Origin of the sequence: Microbispora amethystogenes (genome assembly GCF_016863015.1) — a bacterium.
GTDB classification, from domain to species: Bacteria; Actinomycetota; Actinomycetes; order Streptosporangiales; family Streptosporangiaceae; genus Microbispora; species Microbispora amethystogenes.
Genome location: NZ_BOOB01000039.1, coordinates 61,435 through 85,711, shown reverse-complemented (window position 1 = coordinate 85,711; position 24,277 = coordinate 61,435). Strand labels below are relative to the sequence as shown.

Sequence of the window (24,277 nt, the reverse complement as noted above, 5' to 3'; positions counted from 1 at the left end):
ATCGGGAGAACGCCGTGACACCTGAGGAGATCGAGCGCGCCGTCGACGCGGGCATGCCGCAGACGGTCGAGGACCTCAAGCGCCTGGCCGCCATCCCGTCCGTCGCGTTTCCCGGCCACGCCGAGGCCCCGGTCCTGGAGGCCGCGGCGCTCGTGGAGCGCCTGCTGCGCGCGGCCGGTCTCCCCCACGTCAGGCAGATTCCGGTCGAGGGCAGCTTCCCCGCCGTGTTCGCCGAGGCGCCCGCCCCCGACGGCGCTCCGACCGTGCTGCTCTACGCCCACTACGACGTGCAGCCCTCGGGCGACCTCGCGCTGTGGCGCACCCCGCCGTTCGAGCCCACGATCATCGACGGAGCGATGTACGGCCGCGGCGTCGCCGACGACAAGAGCGGCGTCATCACGCACGTCGCCGCGCTGCGCGCCTTCGGCGGCCGGTTCCCGGTCGGCGTGAAGGTCATCGTGGAGGGCCAGGAGGAGTACGCCGGGGAGCGCCTGGAGGCCTTCGTCGCGACCAACCCCGAACTGCTGCGCGCGGACGCCATGGTCATCGCCGACGTCGGCAACCCCGAGGTGGGCGAGCCCGCCCTCACGACCTCGCTGCGAGGCATGGCCGCGTTCACGATCGAGGTGCGCACGCTCGCCGAGGCCCTGCACAGCGGCGCCTTCGGCGGCGCCGCCCCCGACGCGCTGGCCGCGCTCATGCGCATGCTGAGCGCCATGCACGACGACAACGGCGTCGTACGCGTGCCGGGCCTGGAGTCCGGCGCCTTCCCCGGCGAGACACTGCCGGAGGAGGAGTTCCGCGCCCTGGCCGGCGTGCTCGACGGCGTCTCGCTCGTCGGTGACGGCTCACTCGCCGACCGCCTGTGGGCGTCGTACGCGATCACGGTGACCGGGCTGGACGTGCCGACGGTGAGCGGCGCGATCAACGCGGTTCAGGCCGTCGCCCGGGCCCGCGTCACGCTCCGCATCCCGGCGAGCGGGAGCGCCCAGCAGGCGCTGGACGACGTGACGGCCTTCCTGGAGAAGGTCGCGCCCTGGGGGGTCAAGGTCTCCTTCGGCGATTTCGTCATCGGCTCCGGATTCCAGATCGAACCGGGCGGCCCGGCCATGAACGCCGCCGAGCGGGCGCTGGAGCGGGCGTTCGGCCGCCCGCCGCGGCAGGTCGGCCAGGGCGGGTCGATCCCGCTGGTCGCGGCCCTCGCCCGGCAGTTCCCCAAGGCCGAGATCCTGCTGTACGGCGCGGAGGACGACGGCGCCTCCATCCACGCCCCGAACGAGCGGGTGGTGCTGGAGGAACTGCGGCGGACCATCACCACCGAGGCCCTCTTCCTCGCCGACTACGGCGGCTGGCACGGTGCTTCCTGACCACGGTGCTTCCTGATCACGGCGCTTCCTGACCGACCACGGACGGGGGGCCCGGCGGCTGGAGGGGGGCCGCCGGGCCTTCCGTCTGCTCACACGTGTTCCTCACACGTGCGCGGACGTCCTACTGGTAGTGGATGTCGGAGGCGCTGTAGAGGCAGTTCGTCCCGTCGGCGCCGCTGCCGATCTCCGTGGGCTCGCTGCCCTTGGGCACGCCCTTGTATTTCAGGCAGACGATCATCTTGTGGTTCGGGTCGTTCTTGATCGTGATGTTCGAGAAGCGCGCGGTGTCACCCCAGTTGGTGTTGATGCCCGCGAGCGCCTTTCCGGGGTAGGTCGCCACGATGTTCGACATCTGCACGTGCCGCTGGTAGGAGTTCGTGCAGTTGCCGCAGGCCCGGTAGAGCTTGCCGAAGTTGTCCACCTGGAAGTTCCTGATGACCATGGTGCCCGGCCCGTTGTGCTGGAACACCTTGTCGGAGGCGCTCCTGGCGCCGCCGCCGTCGATGGTCATGACCTGCGACGACGAGCTGCCCAGCAGGGTCGCGGCGTCCTCGCCGACGTCCTCCCACCAGACGTTCTGCAGGGTGCAGCTACCCAGGCAGTGGATGCCGTCGGCGCCGGGAGACCCGATGATCACGTTCTTGAGCGTCGCGCCGTTGGCCAGCTCGAAGATCGGCTTCTGGCTCTCGCTCTGCCCGCCGTCACCCATGGCGCTGCTCGCGTAGTAGCGCCTCAGGTTGCCGTCCACCGTGCCGGAGACGCTGATCGTGCTGGTGACCGCCTGCGATCCGTTCGGGCTCGGCCAGCCGGACGGCGGCGTCGGGTTGCTCGTGGGGGTGGACGTCGGGGTGCTGGTGGGCGTGCCGGTGGAGCCGGCGGGCTGGAGGGTCCACTGTTTGGTGGCGACGGAGTCGCAGGAGTTCTGCTGGACGAGGGCGCCGGAGGAGGTGCTGTTGTCCTTGGTGTTCAGGCACTTGTCGCTGTTTGCGTTGACGACCTGGTAGTTGGCTCCGGAGGTGGTGAGTTCCCAGGTCTGGGAGGTGGCGCCGGTGCAGGTCTCCTGTTGGACGGCTTTGCCGGCGGAGGTGGAGGCGCCGGTGACGCCGGCGCATTTGCCGCTGTTGCCGGCGGTGAGGCGGACGCCGCTGCCCTGGGCGGCGAGGGTCCAGGTCTGGTTGCTCGCGCCGTTGCAGGCGGAGACGGTGAGTTGTACGCCGTCGGAGCCGCTGGCGCCGGGGACGGTCAGGCACAGGCCGCTGGCGCCGTTGACGATCCGGTAGGCGCCGCTGGTGGGCGCGCCGGTGGTGGACGCAGCAGTGGAGACGCCGGTGAAGACGCCGCCGACCAGGGCGACGACCCCCGCCACGGCGCCGATCACCCCGGCTCCGGTTCTGGTGCTCCTTCTCAAGGCCGAGCTCCTCGCAGGTCGTGCAGGACCCCTGACCGAGGCGAATGGCGGCCGCCATCCCCGGTCCCGCTGAGGGAATTCATGAATGTGAACTGCATTCATGAATCGGAACTGGCTTCAAGCTACGGAGCGTGTGGATACGGGTCAATCCATTGCACCGGGCATTTCACCGTCCGCTCCGGCCGCCCGCGGGTCCGACCAGGTGAGAGCCGAAGTGCCGCGGCCATCTCGGTGAAATTTTCATGAAACACACGTGTGACGCTCCCGGCGGGCGCACCCCCGAAACGACCGCCGGCCGCCGTCGTGGACACGACGGCGGCCGGTGGGTGAAGGGCTCAGCGCGCGCCGGCGCCGGCCGTGACGACGGACTTGACGCTCGACGGGGTGTCGAGGGAGTAGGAGTAGGGGATGGAGGCCACGCTGCCGCCGGCGTCCCCGCTTCCCGAGCCGACCAGGTAGTTGTTGCGCGCCACGAGGTTTCCCGGGGCCGACGACCCCTCACCGCGGTGGTAGGGATCCTGCACGTTCTCGAAGTAGTTGCCCTCGACCAGCACACCCGCCTCCACGGTGGAGGCGACGCCGTACCCGCTGTTGCGGTTGTAGTAGTTGTTGAAGACGTGCACCGGGTTGCCGAAACGCACGCGCGGATGCCGCTGGGTGGTCCCGTCGAACCAGTTGTGGTGGTAGGTCACCCGAAGGTGCCCGCGGTCCTCCGCGCCGTTGTCGTCGCTGTGGCCGAGCAGCATCGTCTTGTCGTGGTTGAAGAGGCGGTTCCACGACACGGTCACGAAGTCGCTGGCCCGCTTGACGTCGATGGCGCCGTCGTAGCCGTGTGACAGCGTGTTGTGGTCGATCCACACGTTGGTCGAGTACTGCACGTTGATCGCGTCGTCGTCCCAGTCCCGGAAGATCAGGTTCCGGATGATCACGTTCTTGGCCTGCGACACGTTCAGGCCGCAGCCGACGATCGTGGCCCCGGAGGCGCCGACGATCGTCTTGTTCGACCCCACCTTGAGCATGCCCGAGCACGAGATCGTGCCGGACACCCGGACCACGGAGGCGGTGGTCCCCTGGATCGCGCTCGTCAGGGCCGAGGCACTGCTGACCGTGACCGTGCCCGCGTTACCGCCGCCGGTGGTTCCGCCGTTCTGGGTGGCCCAGCCGACCAGGCCGGTGGTGTTGCCGCCCGGGGTCTGGGACGGACTGGGCGATGGGCTGGGCGATGGGCTGGGCGACGGGGTACGCGACGGGGAGGGCTGACCGGACGGCGATCCGGTGACCCCGCCGGTGCAGGACACTCCGTTGAGGGTGAACGCGGTGGGTACGGGGTTGGACGAGCCCGAGGTCCCCTGGAAGCCGATCGAGGTGCTGCCACCGGTGCCGATCGATCCGTTGTAGGAGAGGTTCGTCGCGGTGACCCCGGAGCCGCTCTGCGCGAACGTGGCGCCCCAGCCGCTGCTGACTGTCTGGCCGGCCCCGAAAGACCAGCCGAGGGTCCAGTTGGACAGCGGGTCGCCGAGGTTGGTGATCGCGATGTTCGCGACGAACCCGCCTTCCCACTGCGAGGCGACCGCGTAGTCGACCCGGCAGCCCGAGGCGGCGTTCGCCGCCGAGGAGGTCACCCCGACGAGCCCGGCGGCGGCCGCGGCCACCGCGGTGACCGCTCCAAGTAACGCCGCGTGATGTCTGCGTACGGACATCTTCTTGTCCCCTTCCGACACAAGGATGATGAGGAGACCGGTCCGGCCGACCGGCGTTCAAGCAGGCAGCGCCGAGGTGAGGTGCGCGGAGCTCAGGCGGCGACCTCGTTCGGCTACGTGGATGCGGTTTACATACGGGTGGTGGTGGCGTGAACGTAACCACGAGGACGGGACGGGTCAACGAAGCGCTTCGACACCGCGACCGTGTCCCGCGAACTGCCTGACAGGAGGCCTCACCGGCCGGAGCGTGCAGCTGAAAGTTACAGTTCGGGACGATTCACAACGGGAACATGACTGCGGTGTTAGCTGGGCGAGATGATCGGCAACTAAGGTGATCCGCCGTTCGTCGGGATTAATACCGGTATCCCGTTGATATGGAGGAGATCCGTGTATCCCCCACCCCAGCAGAAGCGCCGCCGCAGCGTGGCCCCGTTCATCGTCGCGGTCATCGTGGCGGGAGCGCTCATCGTCGGCCTGAAGACGGTGTTCGGCGGGATGCCCGACGTCGGGAAAGCCTTCCGCGGCGACGCGGGCGGTGACTCGGCCGGGCGCGCCTGCGGGGACGACGGGATCACTTTGACCATCTCCGCCTCCAGCGACAAGGCCGAACTGCTGCGCGAGATGGCCAAGGGGTACAACGGCCACGAGGTGGACGGCCGATGCGTGGACGTCGTCGTGAGCTCCAAGGCGTCCGGTGACGCGATGCAGGCGCTGGCGCGCGGCTGGAACGCGCGCCAGGACGGGCCGAAGCCGGACGTGTGGACGCCCGCGTCCGCCGGGTGGGTCGCCCTCCTGCGGCACCGCGTCGAGGGCGGCGACCAGAAGTCGCCGGCCTCCGCCGACAACCCCACGATCGCCAAGTCTCCGCTGGTCATCGCGATGCCCAAGCCGATGGCGCAGGCGCTCGGCTGGCCGTCGAAGAAGATCGGCTGGTCGGACGTCCTCGCCCTCGCGAACGACCCGAAGGGCTGGGCGAAGTACGACCATCCCGAGTGGGGCCGGTTCCGCCTCGGCAAGACGAACCCGAACTTCTCCACCTCGGGCCTCAACGCGACGGTCGGGGCCTACTTCGCCGCCACCGGGCTGTCGGGCGACCTCACGGAGCGCGACGTCACCGCGGCGAAGGCCCGTGACTTCGTCAAGGGCGTCGAGCGGTCCATCGTGCACTACGGCGACACCACGCTGACCTTCCTGACGAACCTCCAGCGCGCCGACGACGCGGGAACCGCGATGTCCTACATCTCCGCGGTGACCGTGGAGGAGAAGTCGGTCTGGGACTACAACCAGGGCAACCCGACCGGCGACCCGAAGACGCTCGGCGACCACGCGAAGCCGAAGGTCCCGCTGGTGGCGATCTATCCCAAGGAGGGCACGCTCTTCTCCGACCATCCGTACGCCGTGCTGTCCTGGGCGGACGCGGCGAAGAAGGCCGCGGCGGCCGACTTCCTGAAGTACCTGCGGGAGTCCGACCAGCAGAAGGAGTTCGCGAAGTACGCGTTCCGGTCGTTCGACGGCAAGCCGACCGGCCACATCACGACCGCCGACGGCCTCGACCCCAAGCAGCCGGCGACCACGCTGAGCACGCCGACCCCGCAGGTGCTCGACCGGATGCTGCGGAGCTGGGCCGAGCTGCGCAAGCCCGCCAACGTGCTGATGGTGATGGACGTCTCCGGCTCGATGGGCGCCGACGTCGCCGGCACCGGCAAGACCAAGCTCGACCTCGCCAAGCAGGCCGCGGTCAACGCGCTGCCGCAGTTCGGCCCGAACGACCGGGTCGGCCTGTGGATGTTCTCCCTCAAGCAGGACGGCGAGAAGGACTACCGCGAGCTCGTGCCCATGGGCAAAAACAACCAGTCGCGCCTCAAGAGCCGCATCCAGGGCCTGATCCCCAACGGCGGCACCGGCCTGTACGACACCGCCCTCGCGTCGTACCAGGAGGTGCTGCGGCACCAGAGCGGCGACGCCATCAACGCGGTCGTGTTCCTGACCGACGGCAAGAACGAGGACAACAACTCGATCTCCCTCGACGACCTGCTGCCGCAGCTGCGTCAGGAGACCGGGCAGGACACGGTGCGCATGTTCACCATCGCGTACGGCGCCGACGCCGATCTCGACGTGCTGCGGCGCATCTCGCAGAGCACCGACGCGGCGGCCTACGATTCCCGCAAGCCCGTGAGCATCGACCAGGTGTTCACCGCCGTCATCTCCAACTTCTGACCGATCCCCACTTCCGAACGGGAGCCCCCTTGTCCCGCTTCACCGAGGAACTGCGCGACCCCTGGGCGCTGCTCCTGGGCGCCACGGCCGCGGGCGCGGCCTGGGCGGTCGACGTCCATCCGGCGGGGGCGGCCGTCGCCGGCGTGGCGGTGTGGCTCACCAAGGCCTTCGCCTCCGCGTGGCAGTCCACGGGAGACGAGAGCCGCACCGATCCGCCCGAGCCGAAGGGGCCGCCGGTCGCGCGCGGCAGCGCGGAGGAGGCCTGGCTGCGGCGGGCCGAGCGCGCCGCCGGGTCGTTCGCCGACCTGACCGCCTCCATGCGCGGGCAGATCCTGCTCGACCGGATCGCGGACATGCGCCCGCAGGTGGACGACACGGTCGGCACGTTGTGGCGGCTGGCCGGGCACGCCTCCGTCACCGGGTCCGCCCTCGCCCGCTTCGACCCCCGTTTCCTCGATCAGGAGCGCGCGCGGCTCACGCAGGCCCGCCGTACGGCCCGGGAGGAGGTCGCGGGCGAGCTCGACCGGTCGATCGCCGCGCTGGACGCGCAGCGTGAGGTGTACGGACGGCTGTCGGGCGCGCGGGAACGGGTGCTGGCCCGGCTGGAGTCCGGCGCCATCAGCCTGGAGGGCCTGGTCGCGCGGGCCGTCGAGATCTCCGCCATGACCGCGACCTCCGGCGGCGCGGACGGCGGCGGCCAGGCCCTGCACGACCTGACGACCGAGCTCGAACTCACCCGGCAGAGCCTGCACGAGGTCGAGGAGGCGACCCGCCGCGACCTCGGCCCCTGACCGGCACTCAGAGGGCGGCGAGGAGGCGGGCGAGCTCGGCCGGGCCGGCGTTGCCGCCCGTGCAGACGACGGCGACCCGCCGCCCGGCGAACTCCTCTCGCCGGGCCAGCAGCCCGGCGAGGGCGGCCGCGCCCGCTCCCTCGGCGAGCGTGTGGGCCTCGCCGAGCAGCATCCGCTGGGCCCGCAGGATGTCGTCATCGCTGACCAGGACGAAGTCGTCCAGCCTGTCCCGCATCACGGCCTGGGGCGTCGCGAACGCCGAGCCGGTGGCGAGCCCTTCCACGACGGTCTTGACTGGTCTGTTCACCAGGGCGTTCAGCCGCCACGAGTCGTGCGCGGCGGGGGCCTGCGCCGACTGGACGGCGATCACCCGGCAGCCGGGCGCGAGCGCGGCGGCGGCCAGGCACGCCGCGGCGGCTCCGGTGCCGCTGCCGACCGGCACGAACACCGCGTCGAGGTCCGGCCGGGCGGCGAACATCTCGGCGTAGAGCGTGCCGACCCCGGCGATGATGTCCGGCTCGTCGGCCGGGCCGATCAGCCTGCGCCCGGTGCGCCCGGCGAGATCGCGGGCGTGCCCGGCGGTCTCCACCATCGTCGCGCCCCGCACGTCGACGGTCGCTCCGAGCGCCTCGACCGCCGCCACCTTGGCCGGGTTCGGGTTCTCCGGCATCAGCACCGCGCAGGGCACGCCGTACAGGCGGGACGCGTACGCGATCGACTGGGCGTGGTTGCCGGTGGAGTACGTGACGACCCCGCGACCGCGGTCGGCCATCCGGGCCAGCAGCGTGATGCCGCCGCGCACCTTGAACGCTCCCGTGGGCTGCACGTTCTCGTGCTTGACGAACACCTCCGCGCCGACCGCGGCGTCGAGCACCGGATAGGACCACATGGGCGTCTCGGGGAGATGGTGGGCGATGAGCCGCCGAGCGTCCAGAATGTCGCGAATGCCTGTCATGCGCACCAGCGTGGCCGGACACTGGTAGACACGTCCAACTGAAGTGTCCGAGGAAACCGATAGACATGGTTGATAGATGACGATCGACGTCGTACGGCTGCGTGTCCTCGTCGCGGTGGCCCGGGCGGGCACGGTGACGGCGGCGGCCCGCGAGCTGCACTACTCGCAGCCGTCGGTGAGCCACCATCTCGCCCGGCTGGAGGCGGAGACGGGCGCGAAACTGGTGCAGCGGGTGGGACGCGGCCTCCGCCTGACCGAGGCGGGCCGCCTGCTCGCCGAGCGCGGCGCCGAGATCCTCGGCCGCCTCGACGCGGCGTCCGCCGAGCTGTCCGCGCACGTCGGGCTGCGGGCCGGGCGCGTACGGCTGGCCGCGTTCCCCTCGGCCCTCGGCACGTTCGTTCCCACCGCCGCCGCGCGGCTCGCGAAGGAGCATCCCGGGCTGGACCTGCGCCTGATGGAGGCCGAGCCGCCCGAGGCGCTACGCCTGCTGCGGTCGGGCGAGGTCGACGTGGCCGTCGTCTTCCGGTACGGCGGGACCGGCCCCGAGGACGACGGCGTCCGGCTGGTCCCGTTGCTCGACGACCCGAGCCTCCTGGTGACCGCCGGCGCCGCCGGAAACGACCGGGCCGCGGATCTGGCGGCGTACGCCGAAGCCCCCTGGATCGCGGGCTGCGAGCGGTGCCGCGCCCACCTGCTCGCGCTGTGCGCCGAGGCGGGTTTCGAGCCGCGCGTCTCGTTCACGACGGACGACTACGTGGCCGTGCAGGCGATGGTCGCGGCCGGGCTGGGCGTGGCGGTCCTCCCCCGGCTGGCGCTGTCGGCCCATCGCCATCCCGGCGTGCTGACCTCGGAACTGCCGGGCCCGGCCCGCCACGTCCACGCGGCGACGTACGGCGAGCCGCCCGATCCGCCCGCCACGGCCGCCCTGGTCGCCGCCCTTCTCCGGGCTCAGCTCGGCGCGGGCGAGGGCGCCGGCGACGGCGTCGGGCCGTCGTTGTCGAGCTCGGTGGCGCTCCAGACGGCGGTCCCGGTGCCGGGCAGCTGACTGATCTTGGACAGGAACGTGGCGGTGCCGTTCGTCGAGTCGGCGTCCTCCTCGGCGAAGACGAGGAGGGTCTGCCAGGTGCTCCACGTGTCCGCGGGGAAGAGCAGCCGGGGGCCGATCCGCAGATCGGAGTCACCGGACAGCGGCTCGCTGTCGACGGTCACCCAGCCGTACGACGGCCGCCCGCTGAGCCGCACGTGGATGACCGCCGAGCCGCCCTCGGGCACGGCGACGTGCGACGGCGAGACGATGACGCCCGGCGTGGGGGTGACTGTGGGGGTCGGCGACGGGCTCCACGAGGAGGTGGAAACCGTCCTCTGGGCGGCGACGGCCGCACCCGGACCGGCGAGCCCGGCCGCGGCGGACGCCGTGGCCACGACGGCCGCGAGAACGACCGAACGACGCAGGCGGGCGGGGGCGAGTCGCATCGACACCTCCACGAGGAAGACGCAGGACCATCCGGCGGTGCCCTCAGCGTCGTTTCTTCTGCGCCGCATGTACAGGAATCACGGCCGCGCGCCCTCGTCCCATCGGCCGCCCGGTGCGCCGCCGACCCGACCCACCAGGGCGAACGTCCCCCGAGCCGGCCGCCGCCGGCCGGGCGACACCGTCGCGGACCGGTGAAAGATTCAGCCGGCCCGGCGAAACTCCGCCGCGGCGCTCGGGCCTTCCGCACAGGCGGCGGCGAGTTCGTCCAGAGACAGGCCCAGCGCGGCGGCGAGCGCGGCGACCGTGAAGAAGGCCGGCGTCGGCGCGCGGCCGGTCTCGATCTTGCGCAGCGTCTCCGCCGACAGCCCGGCCGCCGCGGCGACCTCGATCATGCTGCGTTCGCCACGCGCCTGCCGGAGCAGGGCGCCGAACCGCTCCCCCCGCTGCCGTTCCTCGGGGGTCAGGGGCACTCTCACCATGACCGTGATACTAATACCGGTATAAGTATTGGTGCCACTTGGAGGGTGAGTCATGGTGGAGATCAAGACCGACGCCGCGCTGGACGCGATGCGGGAGGCGGGGCGCGTCGTCGCCCGCGCGCTCGACGCCGCACGCCGGACCGCCGCCGTCGGGATGCGGCTCAGGGAGCTGGACGAGACGGCGCGGGAGGTGCTGCGTGAGGCGGGGGCACGGTCGCCCTTCCTCGGCTACCGGCCGCACTTCGCGCCGACCCCGTTCCCCGCGGTGATCTGCGTGTCCGTCAACGACGCCATCGTGCACGGCGTCCCCGGCGACTACCGGCTGCGTGACGGCGACGTCGTCGGCGTGGACTGCGGGGCGGAACTGGACGGCTGGACGGCCGACGCCGCCGTCACCTTCGTCGTCGGCACTCCGCGCACCGGCGACGTGGAGTTGATCGACACGACCCGGCGGGCGCTCGACGCGGGGATCGCCGCCGCGACCGTCGGCAACCGCATCGGGGACATCTCCGCGGCGATCGACGCGGTCGCCCGCGACGCCGGGTACGGCATGCCGAGGGACTTCGGCGGCCACGGCATCGGCCGTCAGATGCACGAGGATCCGCCGGTGCCCAACCACGGCCGCCCCGGGCGGGGATATCCGCTGCGGCACGGCCTGGCGCTGGCCATCGAGCCGATGTTCATCGCCGGCGGCCGGGACGGCTATCTCACGGGAGCGGACGGCTGGACGTTGCACACCACCGACGGGAGCCGGGCCGCCCACATGGAGCACACGATCGCGATCACCGAGGACGGCCCCCGGGTGCTCACCCTGCTCTGACCGGGTGCCCTGACCGGCTGCTCTGACCGGCTGCTCCGGCGAAAATCGGGATGCCCGCGCGGGGGCGGCGTCCGTACGATCCGAGCATGCCTACCCTGCCCACACTCGCCCTCTTCGCCGCCGCCACGCTCGCGCTGCTCGTGGTGCCGGGGCCGGCCGTGCTCTACATCGTCACCCGCAGCGTCGCCCAGGGCCGCGGAGCGGGGCTGGTGTCGGTGCTCGGCGTCCACGCGGGCTCGCTGGTGCACATCGCCGCGGCGGCGCTCGGGATCACCGCGTTGCTCGCCGCGTCGGCCACGGCGTTCGCCGTCGTCAAGTATCTCGGCGCGGCCTACCTCGTCTTCCTGGGCGTCCGCAAGCTGCTGCGACGGCCGGAGACGGAGGCCGCCGAGGTCAGGGTCGCCTCGCGCACCCGCCTGTTCGGGGAGGGGTTCGTGGTCAACGTGCTCAACCCGAAGACCGCGATGTTCTTCCTGGCGTTCCTGCCGCAGTTCGTCGATCCCGCGCGCGGCCCCGTGGCGCCGCAGGTGCTGGTGCTCGGGGCCGTCTGGGTGGCGCTCGGCATGGCCAGCGACGGCACGTACGCGCTGCTCGCCTCGGTGCTGGCCGGGCGGCTGCGGTCGTCGGCGCGCGCCCGGCGGCGGCTCGACCGGGGCAGCGGCGTCGTCTACCTCGGGCTCGGCGTCGTCGCCGCCCTGGCCCGTGAAGGCGCCGCGAAGGCCTGACCCGCCGGTCGTACGAGGGGCAGTACGACCGGGACATTTGTACTGCCGGAGTCGGGATCGGCGAATCTGTCCGGCGGCACCGGCGTCCGGGAGGCTTGAGGCGCAGGAAGACACCTGCGCCGACCCCCGGAGGAGCCGCGCCGATGACGCAGATCCTGACCTCCCCCTCCCCTCCTGCCGTTTCGAGGGACACCGCTCGGCCGCCGACGGGCAACCTCCGCCGGATGCTCGTCCCGCTGGCGCTGGACGTCGCCGCGCCGATGGCGTGCTACTACGTCCTGCACGGCGCGTTCGGGCTGAGCGAGGTCACCGCGCTCGCGGTGAGCGGGGTGATCCCGGCCGTCCGGGTCGTCACCGGGATCGTCCGCGAGCGGACCCTGAACGGCATGGCCGCGCTGACGCTCGTGGTCAACGTGGCGGGCATCGCGCTGAGCTTCCTCACCGGCGACGCCCGAATGATGATCGCCAAGGACTCCGGTCTCAGCGGCGTGCTCAGCCTGGCGATCATGCTGTCGGCGTTCACCGGGCGGCCGGTGATGACCGCGGGCATGCGGGTGTTCGTCACCAAGGGGAACGCGGCGAAGGAGGCGGCCTGGGAGCGGCTCGCGGAGGGCTCGGCCCGCTTCCGCCGGGCCGAGCGGAGGTTCAGCGCCATCTGGGGCGGCGTGCTGTTCGCCGAGTGCGTGGTCCGGCTGGCCGGCGCGTTCACGCTGCCCGTCTCCACCATGGTTTGGCTGTCCAACGTGCTGCTGGTCGCCGCCATCGCACTGGGGCTCGTGCTCGCCGGCGCGTTCGGTTCCGGGCCGATCATGATGATGGTCAACACCGAGGCGAAGCAGCATCCGGAGGGCGAGCGATGAGAGGCAGGGGCATCACCTACGACACCGGTTTCCTCCCGGGCGGGCGCAGCTCGCGGGAGAGCTTCGACCCGGACACGGTCCGCGAGGAGATGCGGGTCATCGCCGGGGAGCTGCACTGCACCGCCGTACGGATCACGGGAGGCCATCCGGAACGGCTCGGCGTCGCCGCCAGGCACGCCGCCGAGGCCGGGCTGGAGGTGTGGTTCTCGCCGTTCCCCTGCGAGCTGACCACGGGGGAACTCGCGCCGTTCTTCGCCGAGTGCGCCGAGCGGGCCGAGGAGCTGCGGCGCGACGGCGCGCGGGTGGTGCTCGTCACCGGTTGCGAGCTGAGCGTCTTCGCGGCCGGCTTCCTGCCCGGCGAGACGGTGGCCGTCACCGAGTTCGGCACGTGCGCCTACACAGGGGCAGGCGCACGTGGCGGCATGGCGTGGGCCATCGTCGACCGCGGCACCCGGCCGCCCCGGCTGGACGGCGACTACGTCCGCGACGAGGGCGAGCAGGTCCGCTACCTGCGTGAACTTCTCTCCGTGTTCGAGGAGGAGGGCGTGGACACCGCCTTCTGGTTCACCTTCGCCGGCTACGAGTTCCCGTACCACCCGGATCCGCGCCGGGACCTCGACATGGCCTCCTACGGGGTGGTCCGCGTCCTGGAGGACGGCCGCCGGGAGCCCAAGGAGGTCTTCGGAGCGCTCGCCGCCGCCTACGCCGGCTGACTCCCTACGCCGTCTGACCGCGGCTGCCCTGGATCATGGCGTGGGTGCCGCTGGTGCGCCAGGAGCGGCCCGTAGCGTCCAGTTCGGTCGCGGTGCGCTCGGGAACGCCGACGAGCGCGTCCGACTTCAGCGTGCGGAGCGCGACGACCGGCCCGGGAAAGTAGCCGGTGACCGCGGCGAACGGGGTGGCCGGGGGCCACATGCGGTCGCCGGTCAGCCTGCGGTAGTTCAGGTCGCCCTTCATGATCGTCATGTCGGCCGCCGCGAACTCGCCGCGCAGGTCGCCCGGCATGTCCTCGTACGGCAGCGGGGCACACGCGAACGGATGCGCCCGCAGCGTGAGCCGTCCGTCCTCCGTCGCCGCCCAGAGCCGGGCGCCGGCCTCCCCCGCCCGGCCGGGGGCCGCGGCGAGCCGCCGCAGGCACGCGAGCACGTCGGACGGCGTGGCGTCGGACACGAAGTAGGGGACCGGCTTGACGTGCAGCGCGACCTCGCTCGCCAGTCCGTGGGCGAGGAGGTGGTCGGCCAGCACGAGATCGGGCAGCAGCTCCCGCCCCGCGTTGTCGGCGACCAGGCAGATCCGCGCCGGAGCGAGGTCGCCCAGCAGCGCCCACAGCAGCGGGCCGTCGTCCACGACCAGGCCCGTGGCCCGCTCGCCGCCGCCTCCGGCCGTACCCGTCGCGCTGTGGGAGAGGTCCGCGCGGTTGCCCCAGAGCGAGCCGAGCAGGAGCGCCTCGGCCCGCTCGTCCGGGGAGAGCGCGGCGGTCTCGTCGAGCGCGGCGAGCTCTCCGTCCACGTCCGGCCCGTCGAGCTCGGCCTGCTTCAGGGGCCCGAACGGATCGACCCCCCGCCACGGGCCGTCGCCGAAGTATCCGGTGGCCTCCAGCAGCTTCCGGTAGAAATAACTCTCGGCCCACAGGAACGGCTGGTCGACCCAGCGCCCGCCGATCTTGCCGCGGCCCCACTCGGCCCAGGCGGCGCCATCGTGCGCGGACGGCTCCAGCGGCTCCATGACGTCGCGCTCGACCTCGCCGAGGAGCCGGTCGAGCGCGCGCCGCCGGTCCGGCGTGTACGGCAACGCCTCCCTGACCTGCTTGATAAGGACGGGATGCCGCTCCCGGAACACGCTCAGCGCGTACGAACCCGGGACGTTGCCGAGGATCGGCGCGGCGGCCGGCGTCTCGTCCCGGGCAGCGTCCAGGTCATGGTTCATCCGGCGTCCTCCCCGCTCGTGACACTCACCGTCAGTAAAGCGCAGGGCGTCGCACCTGCCGCACCGCCCCCTCCGTTCACGCGTTAAAGTCAAATTTCATGACAATGTGGGATTGCGGCCATACCACTGTCGCCGTAGTTTCCCGGTATGGATCTGGAGATCCGCCACCTCAGGATCGTGCACGCGGTAGCCGAAGCCGGGAGCGTCACGAAGGCGGCCACCCGGCTCGGCCTCGCCCAACCGTCCCTCACCGCCCAGCTCAAACGCATCGAACGCTCACTCGGAGGGCCGCTGTTCGAACGCGACCGCAACGGCGCACGCCCCACTCCCCTCGGTGAGATGGTGCTGGCCCGCGCGCGGGTGCTGCTGCCCGCCGTACGCGACCTCCAGGAGGACGCCGTACGGTTCGCCAACACGTCGGTCAAGCTGCCCGGCTACCGGCTCGGCGCCACGCACGGCCCCATACTCGGCGGGCTCGTCGAGCGGCTGACCGCGGCGCAGCCCGGGATCCCGATCACCACCCGCACCTCCTGGTCGGCCGACGAGCTGACCGGGCTGGCCGCGGCCGGACGGCTCGACTTCGTGCTCCTCGGCAGGTGCGGCGACAGCCCTCCGCCCGCGGCCGACGCGATGAGCTGGACCACGGTGGGCATGGACCCGGTCTTCGTGCTCCTGGGCGAGGAGCACCCCCTCGCCGGGGAGAAGGAACTGGAGCTGTCCCGCCTCGCCGACGAGCGCTGGGTGGTGGCCCCCGGCGACGGTTGCTTCTCCGACTGCTTCGCCACCGCCTGCGCGCGCGCCGGGTTCGTGCCCGAGTCCATCTACGAGACGGACGTGGGCACCTGCCTGCACCTGGTCGGGGTCGGCAAGGCCGTCGCCCTGTGCCAGGCCACGTTCCAGCTCACGTCCGGGCTCGTGATGATGCCGCTGGCGGGGGCTCCGCTGGGCTGGCGGCACCTGCTCGGCTGGCACTCGGGCTCGATCGGCGCGCGGGCCGCGCCGGTTGTGGCGGCCCAGGCACGGGCCGCGTACGCTGACGCCGTCAGGCGCAGCTCACGCTATGCGGACTGGCTCGTCACCAATCCTGACTATGGTGCCGTGCCGTGACATCCTTCGCGGAGGAGCTTTCCATAACGCCGTGATAGGGGCGAACTGATAGATCCGCATGACGCGGATGGTCGGTTACGTTGACGGCACCCCCCGAAGACAAGGAGAGCCCCACATGCTCCGCAGACGCACGGTAACCGCCGCATGCGCCCTGGCCGTCACGGCCCTCGCCACGGTCGCCACCCCGGCCATGGCCGAGCCGAGCAACTCCTCCGCCTCTTCCATCGGCACTCCGTCGCCCGGCATGATCGAGGCGATGCAGCGCGACCTCGGGCTCAGCGCCGACCAGGCGAACGCCCGTCTGGCCAACGAGGCCAAGGCCATGAACACCGACGCCAAGGTCCGGGCCACGCTCGGCGAGGCCTACGCCGGATCCTGGGTCTCCGGCGTCACCTCCGACAGCCTGATCGTCGCCACCACCGACGCCTCGAAGGCGGGCGCCATCCTCTCCGCGGGCGCGCAGCCGACGATCGTCGCCCGCAACCTGGCCGCTCTCGACGCCGCCGAGGCCGCGCTGGACAAGGCCGCCGCCGGCGCGCCCGCCTCCGCCGCGTCCCTCTGGTACGTCGACGTGCGCACCAACAGCGTGGTCGTACTGGCCTCCGACACCGCCGCGGCCGAGAAGCTCGTCGCGGCCAGCGGCGTCGACAAGTCGGCCGTACGGGTCGAGCAGTCGAGCGAGGCGCCGCAGACCTTCTACGACGTCCGCGGCGGCGACGCCTACTACATCGGCAGCTCGGCCCGCTGCTCGATCGGCTTCTCCGTACGCAAGGGCAGCACGCCCGGGTTCGTCGACGCCGGGCACTGCGCCACCGCCGGAAGCACCGTGTACGGCTACAACCACGTCCTCATGGGCACCTTCCAGGGCTACTCGTTCCCCGGCAACGACTACTCCTGGGCGGCGGTCAACAGCAACTGGACCGTCAGGCCCTGGGTCAACAACTACAGCGGCGGCAACGTCGTCGTGAAGGGCTCCTCCGTGGCCGCCGTCGGGTCCTCGATCTGCCGGTCCGGCTCGACCACCGGCTGGCACTGCGGCACCGTGCAGCAGCTCAACGCCAGCGTCCGCTACTCGCAGGGCACGGTCAGCGGCCTGACCCGCACCAACGTCTGCGCCGAGCCCGGCGACTCCGGCGGCTCGTTCATCTCGGGCAGCCAGGCCCAGGGCGTGACCTCCGGCGGCTCCGGCAACTGCTCCAGCGGCGGCACCACCTACTTCCAGCCCGTCAACGAGATCCTCTCCGTCTACGGCCTGACCCTGGTCACCGGCTGATCCCTGCCAACTGACCACCAGTGAAGGGAGGCTCCCCCGCCCGACCGGCGGGGGAGCCTCCCCCTTTTCGTCACACGCTCACAGCGGGCCGCCGCGCCAGACCGGCATCGCCCGCTCGCCGACAGAGACGTCGTACGCCGCACGGGCCAGCAGACGGGTCGAGTCCAGGGTCGGCAGGGGGGAGACCTCGGGCGTGATCAGCAACGGGATCTCGGTGCAGACGAGGGCGACGGCGTCGCAACCGCGGCCGGCCAGCCGTTCGATGACCCGGAGGTACTCCCGGCGCGACGCCTCGCTGATCACGCCGTTCACCAGTTCCGTGAAGACGACCTCGTTGACGAGGTCGCGGTCGGCGGCGTCCGGAAGTTCGGCGGCGATCCCGCGGGCGGCGAGCGCACGGGGATACAGCGGGCCGTCCATCGTGTATTTGGTGCCGAGGATGCCGACCCGGGTGCGCCCCTCCGCCGCAGCCTGCTCCGCGACGACCTCGGCGATGTGCAGGCCCGGCAGCGGGAGGTCCGGTCCCGGCGCCTCCAGGGCCAGGTGGGCAGTGTTGTCGGGGCAGACGAAGAAGTCGGCGCCGGCCCGCGCGAGCCGATCGGCGCTCGTGGCCAGGGTGGCCCGGATGGTCGCGTGGTCCCCCGCCTCCCAGGCGGGCATGCTGTACCCGAAGGCGATGTAGTCCAGGGTGATGTCGGGATGCTCGTTGCGGCCGGTCCGGTGGAAACCCTCCTCGCAGAACGTGAGGAAGCAGAGGGCCGCTCCTCCCGTGCTGTGCGCGAGAACGCCGAGATGTCTCACGACGCCTGATCCGGATACTGGGGCCGCTCCGGCCGCATGAGCCAGGCGCCGACGAGGAGGAGCGCGAGACCGACGATCAGCGAGACCAGCGGGATCGTGGTCTTCAGCAGCGTGATCTGGTTCATGTTGTCCCTGGCCGTGCGGACGAGCGAGCCGACCGTCTCCGGGGTGTAGGTCGCGGTGCCGACGAGGGCGGGTGTGCGCTCGACGCCGTCCTCCGTCTTCAGCACCTCGTGACGCTTCTGCTCCTGCTTGACCGGCAGACCGGTTTCGGGCTCGACCCAGAAGGTGGTCGTGCCGTCGTACACGCGCTCGGCCTGCTTGTCCCCCTTCCCCTTCATCCCGAGCACGGTGGCGGGCACCTTGAGCGTGTCGGTGACCGTCGGGGGGATCTCCTGCACGAACCGGTAGACCCGCAACCCGTCCAGCACCTCCTCACCGGCGAACTCCGCCGGGAAGGCCTGCTTGGCGGCGGGGTTGTAGACGGAGTAGGTCTTCTTCTCGACCCCGAAGGGGAACAGGAAGATCTGCCCCTGCAGCCGCACCGGCGTCTTGTCCACGTTGACCTGGCAGCAGTTCACGCCGGTGCCGTCGTACTTGTTGAAGGCACTGCGGAACAGGCTGAAGGAGATGCCGCGACGTTCGTTGGTGACGTCGTTGACATTGGTGAACTGGTCCCACACGACGTGGTCGCCTGCCGACTCCTCCGTGTCGCCGCGGGTCGTCACGGTGATGGCGAGGTTCCCGGTGAGGACCTTCATGTCGGCGACGCTGAAGTAGCGGGCGTTCGGCGCGCTCAGTTCGGTCGTGCTGTCCTGGTCCGCGGGCGCGTGCACGAGCCGGTCCGCCGCCCAGAAGCGGAGGAGCGGCGCCAGCACGACGAAGAACACCCCCAGCGCGAGGAGAACGAGTCCACCGGTCCGTCTCATCAAGTCCTCCGGGATCTCCCCAGTACGGCCTGGAACCTGTTATGCCGAGTTGGTCTGGTTGGCCCGCGTATCGTAGTGCGGGCTCGTGACCGCCGCCAAGAACACGTTCTAACGAGTGACGCCTGGCTGAGATACAGTGTGCCGATCGTACGCCTATGTGCCGGAGTGATCAGCTTTGACCGCCACACAGGTCGACCTCGGCACGCCGGCGGGACCGGTCCCCGGCGACGGCGGTCATCAGAACTCCCTCGACGGAATCCGCGCGGTCGCCGCGCTGCTCGTGCTGACGCTGCACGTCGCCTCGGTGACCGGGGAGATGTACGGCGACTCGGAGTTCTCCTGGCTCGTCGCCCACGGCGACGTGGGCGTCGCTATCTTCTTCGTGCTCTCCGGCCTGCTTCTCTACCGCCCCTGGGCGGCCGCCCTCTTCGGTGCGGGGCGACGCCCCGGCACCCGCGTCTACCTGTGGCGGCGTGCGCTCCGCGTGCTTCCGGCCTACTGGGTGGCGGTGACCGCCGGGCTCGTCCTGTTCCACTCCGCGCGGCTGGGCTCGGTGCGGACGTGGGTCGAATGGCTCGGCCTGCTCTCGATCTACGATCCCGACCCGTGGTGGACCGGAACCGGCCCCGAGGGGCTCTACCAGATGTGGACCCTCCCGGTGGAGGCGACCTTCTATCTGGCGCTTCCGCTGATCGGCGCGGGAGTCGCGTTCCTGGCGGCGCGCGGGAGCGGTGACGTGAACCGGAGGGGTTCTCGCGCCCTGCTCGCGCTCGCCCTCCTCGGCTCGGTCTCGTTCGCCTACATCGCCGCGACCTTCTGGCCCACGTGGAAGCCGATGATGGGCCTGCACCTGCCGCGCTACCTGCTGTGGTTCGCCCTGGGCATGGCCGTCTCCCTGTTCGCCGCCTGGGCGAAGGAGCAGCCGGCCGGCCGGGTGGGCGTGCTGTGCCGCACGCTGGGCTCCTCCGCCGGCGCCTGCTGGCTGATCTCCGCGCTGACCTTCGTCGTCGCGAGCACCGAACTGACCGGCCCCAGGACCCTGAGCGGCGACACGTTCTGGGCCTCGTGCTTCAAGACCGCCCTCTACGGCGTCACGGCGGTCTTCCTCGTCGCGCCCCTGGCCCTCTCGGACGGCCGGCCAGGCTTCGCCGACCGGGCCCTCGGCAACCCGGTCATGCGCTTCCTTGGCCGCGTCTCCTACAGCCTGTTCCTGTGGCATGTCCTGGTGATCGCCGTCCTCTACCGGCTCGCGGACATGAAGCCCCTAACGGGCGGGTTCTGGCCGGTGCTGCTCGCGGTCGTGCCCGTCTCGGTCCTGGTCGCCACCCTGAGCCACTTCCTCGTCGAGGAGCCCGCCCGGCGGCTCGGCCGGCGTCTCGGTCCCGGCCGACGTCCTGGTCCCGGCCGCGGTGAGCGCGACCAGCAGCGCCGCGACAACGGGCAGGCAGAGTAACTGCGCGGCCCGCTGCTGCCAGGAGTCGCCCCACGAGAGGGTCGCCAGCACCCCGGCGGGCACGAGCAGTGACACCACAGGCAGCGGCGAGCGCAGGAGACGACCGAGCGCCGGTCCGCCCCACAGGGCGGCGAGGACGCACCCGGTGACCACCGCGAGACCCGCGGGACCGGCGATCCACCACCCCGCCAGGGCCGCGACCGGAGCCGGCAGCCACCGGCTCACTACCGCCTCCCGGGTCCGTACGGCCCGCGGGGCGCGCAGGCGGACCGGACGCGTCGCGAGGAACGCCACCAGGAGCAGACCGGCGAAGCCCGCGACGAGCACGACGCGGTAGACCCGGTCGGGCGGGTAGTCGAGCCGGACGACCCCCGACGTGCCCGCGGGGATCCGCCACGCCTGCCGCCAGCCGTCGATCTTCACGGCTGTCAGGGTGTGCCCGGCGACCGTGGCGGTCCAGCCCGGGTTGAAGTTCTCCCCCAGCACCAGGTAGGCGTCGGCCTCAGCCGAGACGGACACCGTGCGCCGCGAGGCGCCCCAGGACCCGGCCGAGGTTTTCCCGGAGAACTCCGGAGTGGCGGCTGGTGCCGGGTCCACGCCATCCTTCACGGCACCCTTCACGCCGTCCATCACGACGGAGTCCACCCGGAACGGGTCCAGCGGCACGGCCCGCACCCGGGTGGCGCCCGGGGCGACGCGCACCTTGCCGCAGGAGGTGAAGCGCAGCGGGCGCCCGGTCAGCACGTCGCCGTAGACGCCCTCGACGCGGGTCACGACCCGCTCGCCGCCGATCATGAGGGCCGGCCCGAAGCCGCAGTCGAGGGTGAACGGGACCCCGGCGATGTCCGGCAGCGGCTTCACCCCGTCGATCAGCACGTCGGTGACCTGCAGCGGCGGGGCCGCCGGGGAGAACTGGACGCGCAGCCGGTCGGTCTTCACCGGGCGGAACCGCACCTCGCCCTCGTCGTCGAGCCAGCCGCCGCGCACGCTGCCGCCGGCCGCCGTGATCAGCACCGACGTCCACGGACGCGCTCCCTTCGGGCGCTGGACGACGATCCGGCCGACCGTCCTGGCCTTCGCCCACCGGATCGACAGCTCGGGATGGCGGTCGTTCTCGCCGCTGATCCACGTGGTGCGCGGATCGCCGTCGAAGGCCGACCTGGCCGCCGCCACCGGCTGGTCGACGGCCACACTCGACCCGCTGACCTGCGGGAACTCGGTCAGTTGCGCGTACCGGTCGATGGCGGCGGCGTCCCGCAGCACGGCCCGGCCGGTCAGCGTCACAGAACCGGCCGCAGGGACCGTGACGGTGTGGTCGAAGGTGTAGCTCTCCTCCCCCTGCCGCTCCGACGACGGCTGACACAGCCACCGGACCGGCCCGAGCACGCAGGGCGATTCGTCGCCCCCCGCCCTGGTCATGACGTACGTCGTGGGCGTCCCGGCGGTCTGCCCCGAGACGTCCGGCGACCGGTACGTCCGGCCGGTGGTCAGGCCGGGAACGGTGATCTCCGCGATGCCCACCGACGTGCCGAACACGTCCTCCGGCTGTTCGGCCAGCCGCAGGACACGCAGCCGGAGCCAGGACGACGGCCCGTCGGGGACCCGCAGGCTCTGGGAGCCGCCGGTCTCCGCGACATCCGTGAGGTCCTGCTCGACGCGGCCGGCCGCCGTCTCCACGGCGACCCGGACGGGCGGCGGCCCGAGGACGGGATCGGTGACGAACCGCACCCCGATCCCGGCGAGCCGCAGCGGCCGCTCGAAGTCGATCCTGATCCACTGGCCGAGTGGCCCGTCCGTGCCGCCCGACCGCCACATCGTCCACGGGTTCCCGTCGAGGGCGGCGTACGGCAGATAGCCGGGCGACTGCGGCATGGCGATGGTGCCGGGGTCGGAGGCCGACGAGGAGGCCGACACGCCCGCTATACCGGTGTAGGCGGCCGTTGCGGAGAACGGCGCCCAGCCCGGCTCCAGGTAGTCGTCCACCACCCCGGTTCCCGGCGGCGACTCCCCGTCGGCGAGCGTCGGCGAGACACCCCTCCGGATGGTGCCGAAGTGCCGCTGCCTGCGGCGGAGGGAGTCGGTGACGACGGCCTCACGGGCGTCGCCGGGGTCGGCGTTCAGCACCGTGGGGCGCTCCCCGAATCGACCGCTCAGCAGCCCCTGGTCGGCCAGGTCGAGCAGCCCTTCCGGAGCTCCGTACACCCGCAGCAGGTCACCGGCCGGGAGCAGCGAGACGACGTCGGCGGCGCCGCCGACCTCGTACACCTCCAGCGCGGGGTAGGCCGGATCCTGGCCCAGGACGGCGTCGTCCATGTCCCAGCTCGACCCGACGTCGGGGCCGAACGAGGCGACCCTGGCGACGCCCTCGGTGTCGGCGAGCGCCTGGTGCACACGCGCGGGAAGAGTGCCCTCCATGGCGCGGCGGTCCAGGTCGTTGCGCACCAGGAGGAACCGGACACCGAGGCGGGCCAGCACCTCGTGCAGACCCGGAGACCCGCGCCCGGCGGCCACCTGCCGGTCCACCGCGTCGAGCACCCTGGTCAGCCCGGTCGAGCCGGCCGCGCCGATCTGCCGTTCCGCCCAGCGCACCGTGAAGAGTTGCTGCATGGGTTCGTCGAGCGGCCGCCCCCAGGTGTACTCCCCGAACGCGGACCCGGGCAGGGCCAGCACCGCCTGGTCGCCGGCCCGGCCGTTCAGCCATCGGGCGGCGTCGTGCCAGTAGCCGGGGATCTCCCGGAACGTCCCCGGCCCGGCCAGCCCGAGCTGGATGGCCGGCAGCGTGACCCCCGCCAGCGCGGCCACCACTCCGGCCGTCAGGAACCGTGCTCCGAACCGGGCCCTGAAGCGCGGACGCCGTACGACGGCGAGCACGTGGGCGATGCCGAGCGCGAGCGGAAGACGCACCACGGGGTCGAACTTGCGCAGGTTCCGCAGCGGCGCGAGGGGACCGTCGATCAGCTCGCGGACCGCCGGGGCGAGCGGCGACTCCAGCGCGCCCAGGTGGCCCGCCGACATGACGAGCAGGCCCGCCAGCAGCGTCAGCGTCAGGAACAGCCGGTGCGGCACGTCGGCCCGCAGCACGCCGGCGAGCCCGATCGCGGCCAGCAGGCACGTCGCCACGGCCGCCCAGGTCGCGTGGGTGAGCTCGAAGCCGACCGGCATCGTCGGACCCACGCCGCCCGTGATCGAGGTCACCCAGTCCGCGGTGCCGCGCAGGATGTTCGGCAGCGAGGTCACCTGGGTCGTCGTCGCCGCGCTCTCGGTGTAGGGCAGGAACGAGAACGCGAACCTGCCCATGAGCAGCAGCGGGACGGTCCACCAGAGGGTCGCCGCGGCCACCCCCGCCAGCCACCACGCCAGCAGCCGCACCCGCCTGGTCTCCGGGTCGCGGGTGGCGACGAACAGCACCGGGACGACGAGGACCGCGCCCACCGCGACCGCGTTGACCCCGCCGCACAACGCCACCGCGAACGCCGAGCGGGCCGCGCAGACCATCCGGTTGCCGCCCCGCGCGGCGGTGACCAGCGGCAGCAGGATCCACGGCAGCAGCGCCATCGGCTGCACCTCGGCCGACAGCACCCCGAGGTCGGACACCGCGCGGGGGGCCAGCGCGAAGGCGAGCGCGGCGACGAGACGGGTCTCCGGCGTGCCGATCCCGAGCCGGGCCGCGAGCCGGTTCATCCCGGCGAGGGCCGTCACGGCGAGCAGCGCCATCCACAGCCGCTGGACCACCCACCCGTCGAGCCCGAGCAGCTTCCCGAACAGGAAGAACGGGCCCATCGGGAAGAGATAGCCGGAGACCTGGTTCTGCAACTGGCCGAACTGCGCCGGATCCCACAGGTCGAGCGCCCGGCCGAGGTACGCCGCGGGCGTGACCGTCAGGTCGATCTTCGTGTCGGCCAGCAGCTCACCGGGCCTCGTCCGGAACACGAGTGCGACGAGCAGGAGCGAGGCGGCCAGCAGACGCAGCCGGTTCCGCATCCGGGCGTCGG

Annotated in this window: 19 protein-coding genes and 1 pseudogene; 11 read left to right on the top strand and 9 right to left on the bottom strand. The window is 72.0% G+C overall.

The annotated features are described in order from the left end of the window. The first annotated feature begins 14 nt into the window (after positions 1-14). The gene (locus tag Mam01_RS24995) at positions 15-1,367 is read left to right on the top strand and encodes a M20/M25/M40 family metallo-hydrolase (RefSeq protein ID WP_204287645.1); all 1,353 of its coding nucleotides are present in this window, start codon (positions 15-17) and stop codon (positions 1,365-1,367) included. Between the two features lie 121 nt (positions 1,368-1,488). On the opposite strand, the gene Mam01_RS24990 is transcribed toward Mam01_RS24995, so the two are convergent. Both Mam01_RS24990 and Mam01_RS24985 read right to left on the bottom strand, forming a co-directional pair. Then, the gene (locus Mam01_RS24990; protein ID WP_204287644.1) at positions 1,489-2,775 is read right to left on the bottom strand and encodes a pectate lyase; all 1,287 of its coding nucleotides are present in this window, start codon (positions 2,773-2,775) and stop codon (positions 1,489-1,491) included. A 335-nt stretch (positions 2,776-3,110) separates the two neighbouring features. Further along, positions 3,111-4,475 carry a pectate lyase family protein gene (locus Mam01_RS24985; protein ID WP_204287643.1) on the bottom strand — a complete coding sequence of 455 codons (1,365 nt, stop codon included), beginning with the start codon at positions 4,473-4,475 and terminating at the stop codon, positions 3,111-3,113. Positions 4,476-4,862: 387 nt separating this feature from the next. Here Mam01_RS24985 and Mam01_RS24980 point away from each other — a divergent pair, with 387 nt between their 5' ends. Together Mam01_RS24980 and Mam01_RS24975 are read left to right on the top strand one after the other, a co-directional pair. Beyond that, a complete protein-coding gene (locus Mam01_RS24980) occupies positions 4,863-6,692 on the top strand; it encodes a substrate-binding and VWA domain-containing protein (RefSeq protein ID WP_204287642.1) in 1,830 nt (609 codons plus the stop codon). A 29-nt stretch (positions 6,693-6,721) separates the two neighbouring features. Further along, the gene (locus tag Mam01_RS24975) at positions 6,722-7,483 is read left to right on the top strand and encodes a hypothetical protein (protein WP_204287641.1); all 762 of its coding nucleotides are present in this window, start codon (positions 6,722-6,724) and stop codon (positions 7,481-7,483) included. A gap of 7 nt (positions 7,484-7,490) precedes the next feature. Here Mam01_RS24975 and Mam01_RS24970 read toward each other — a convergent pair whose 3' ends face one another. Next, on the bottom strand, positions 7,491-8,438 hold the full coding sequence (locus Mam01_RS24970) for a threonine ammonia-lyase (RefSeq protein WP_204287640.1): 948 nt from the start codon (positions 8,436-8,438) through the stop codon (positions 7,491-7,493). Positions 8,439-8,514: 76 nt separating this feature from the next. Between Mam01_RS24970 and Mam01_RS24965 the strand changes: the two genes are divergently transcribed. Beyond that, a complete protein-coding gene (locus Mam01_RS24965) occupies positions 8,515-9,483 on the top strand; it encodes a LysR family transcriptional regulator (protein ID WP_204287639.1) in 969 nt (322 codons plus the stop codon). On the opposite strand, the gene Mam01_RS24960 is transcribed toward Mam01_RS24965, so the two are convergent. Both Mam01_RS24960 and Mam01_RS24955 read right to left on the bottom strand, forming a co-directional pair. Next, positions 9,387-9,980 carry a hypothetical protein gene (locus Mam01_RS24960; RefSeq protein ID WP_204287638.1) on the bottom strand — a complete coding sequence of 198 codons (594 nt, stop codon included), beginning with the start codon at positions 9,978-9,980 and terminating at the stop codon, positions 9,387-9,389. The genes Mam01_RS24965 and Mam01_RS24960 overlap by 97 nt on opposite strands. Before the next feature lie 132 nt (positions 9,981-10,112). Beyond that, complete coding sequence (locus tag Mam01_RS24955; RefSeq protein WP_204287637.1) at positions 10,113-10,391, bottom strand: helix-turn-helix domain-containing protein; 279 nt, start codon at positions 10,389-10,391, stop codon at positions 10,113-10,115. Between the two features lie 52 nt (positions 10,392-10,443). Here Mam01_RS24955 and map point away from each other — a divergent pair, with 52 nt between their 5' ends. The 4 genes from map to Mam01_RS24935 all read left to right on the top strand — a co-directional run bounded on the left by map (position 10,444) and on the right by Mam01_RS24935 (position 13,509). Then, a complete protein-coding gene (map, locus tag Mam01_RS24950) occupies positions 10,444-11,211 on the top strand; it encodes a type I methionyl aminopeptidase (RefSeq protein ID WP_204287636.1) in 768 nt (255 codons plus the stop codon). A gap of 86 nt (positions 11,212-11,297) precedes the next feature. Further along, positions 11,298-11,936 (top strand): LysE family translocator, encoded by a 639-nt coding sequence (locus tag Mam01_RS24945; RefSeq protein WP_204287635.1) that lies wholly within the window; start codon positions 11,298-11,300, stop codon positions 11,934-11,936. Between the two features lie 143 nt (positions 11,937-12,079). Next, positions 12,080-12,796, top strand: coding sequence for a VC0807 family protein (locus Mam01_RS24940; protein WP_204287634.1), 717 nt, complete (start codon positions 12,080-12,082; stop codon positions 12,794-12,796). Then, positions 12,793-13,509, top strand: a complete 717-nt coding sequence (locus tag Mam01_RS24935) for a hypothetical protein (RefSeq protein ID WP_204287633.1) — start codon at positions 12,793-12,795, stop codon at positions 13,507-13,509. Before Mam01_RS24940 ends, Mam01_RS24935 begins: the two co-directional genes overlap by 4 nt. Before the next feature lie 4 nt (positions 13,510-13,513). Here the strand turns inward: Mam01_RS24935 and Mam01_RS24930 are convergent, their stop codons facing one another. Further along, positions 13,514-14,722, bottom strand: a complete 1,209-nt coding sequence (locus tag Mam01_RS24930) for a damage-control phosphatase ARMT1 family protein (RefSeq protein WP_204287632.1) — start codon at positions 14,720-14,722, stop codon at positions 13,514-13,516. 147 nt (positions 14,723-14,869) lie between these two features. On the opposite strand from Mam01_RS24930, the gene Mam01_RS24925 reads away from it, so the two are divergent. Both Mam01_RS24925 and Mam01_RS24920 read left to right on the top strand, forming a co-directional pair. Beyond that, the gene (locus Mam01_RS24925; protein ID WP_204287631.1) at positions 14,870-15,829 is read left to right on the top strand and encodes a LysR family transcriptional regulator; all 960 of its coding nucleotides are present in this window, start codon (positions 14,870-14,872) and stop codon (positions 15,827-15,829) included. A 115-nt stretch (positions 15,830-15,944) separates the two neighbouring features. Continuing rightward, a complete protein-coding gene (locus Mam01_RS24920; RefSeq protein ID WP_204287630.1) occupies positions 15,945-17,102 on the top strand; it encodes a S1 family peptidase in 1,158 nt (385 codons plus the stop codon). 78 nt (positions 17,103-17,180) lie between these two features. Here the strand turns inward: Mam01_RS24920 and Mam01_RS24915 are convergent, their stop codons facing one another. Continuing rightward, positions 17,181-17,903 carry an aspartate/glutamate racemase family protein gene (locus Mam01_RS24915; RefSeq protein ID WP_204287629.1) on the bottom strand — a complete coding sequence of 241 codons (723 nt, stop codon included), beginning with the start codon at positions 17,901-17,903 and terminating at the stop codon, positions 17,181-17,183. After that, on the bottom strand, positions 17,900-18,832 hold the full coding sequence (gene pgfA / locus Mam01_RS24910; protein WP_204287628.1) for a cell envelope lipid trafficking protein PgfA: 933 nt from the start codon (positions 18,830-18,832) through the stop codon (positions 17,900-17,902). Before pgfA ends, Mam01_RS24915 begins: the two co-directional genes overlap by 4 nt. Positions 18,833-19,007: 175 nt before the next feature. Here pgfA and Mam01_RS36900 point away from each other — a divergent pair, with 175 nt between their 5' ends. Next, on the top strand, positions 19,008-20,285 hold the full coding sequence (locus Mam01_RS36900) for an acyltransferase family protein (protein ID WP_239101588.1): 1,278 nt from the start codon (positions 19,008-19,010) through the stop codon (positions 20,283-20,285). A gap of 885 nt (positions 20,286-21,170) precedes the next feature. Here the strand turns inward: Mam01_RS36900 and Mam01_RS37860 are convergent. After that, positions 21,171-24,266: pseudogene (locus Mam01_RS37860) on the bottom strand (alpha-(1->3)-arabinofuranosyltransferase domain-containing protein); the annotation flags it as partial. Between the last annotated feature and the right edge of the window lie 11 nt (positions 24,267-24,277).

Coding starts and splice junctions, on each gene's coding strand:
- Mam01_RS24955 (WP_204287637.1), bottom strand. CDS start 10,391: ATGGTGAGAGTGCCCCTGACCCCCGAGGAACGGCAGCGGGGGGAGCGG.
- Mam01_RS24940 (WP_204287634.1), top strand. CDS start 12,080: ATGACGCAGATCCTGACCTCCCCCTCCCCTCCTGCCGTTTCGAGGGAC.
- Mam01_RS24945 (WP_204287635.1), top strand. CDS start 11,298: ATGCCTACCCTGCCCACACTCGCCCTCTTCGCCGCCGCCACGCTCGCG.
- Mam01_RS24960 (WP_204287638.1), bottom strand. CDS start 9,980: ATGCGGCGCAGAAGAAACGACGCTGAGGGCACCGCCGGATGGTCCTGC.
- pgfA (WP_204287628.1), bottom strand. CDS start 18,832: ATGAGACGGACCGGTGGACTCGTTCTCCTCGCGCTGGGGGTGTTCTTC.
- Mam01_RS24985 (WP_204287643.1), bottom strand. CDS start 4,475: ATGTCCGTACGCAGACATCACGCGGCGTTACTTGGAGCGGTCACCGCG.
- Mam01_RS24965 (WP_204287639.1), top strand. CDS start 8,515: ATGACGATCGACGTCGTACGGCTGCGTGTCCTCGTCGCGGTGGCCCGG.
- Mam01_RS24935 (WP_204287633.1), top strand. CDS start 12,793: ATGAGAGGCAGGGGCATCACCTACGACACCGGTTTCCTCCCGGGCGGG.
- map (WP_204287636.1), top strand. CDS start 10,444: ATGGTGGAGATCAAGACCGACGCCGCGCTGGACGCGATGCGGGAGGCG.
- Mam01_RS24925 (WP_204287631.1), top strand. CDS start 14,870: ATGGATCTGGAGATCCGCCACCTCAGGATCGTGCACGCGGTAGCCGAA.
- Mam01_RS24970 (WP_204287640.1), bottom strand. CDS start 8,438: ATGACAGGCATTCGCGACATTCTGGACGCTCGGCGGCTCATCGCCCAC.
- Mam01_RS24930 (WP_204287632.1), bottom strand. CDS start 14,722: ATGAACCATGACCTGGACGCTGCCCGGGACGAGACGCCGGCCGCCGCG.
- Mam01_RS24920 (WP_204287630.1), top strand. CDS start 15,945: ATGCTCCGCAGACGCACGGTAACCGCCGCATGCGCCCTGGCCGTCACG.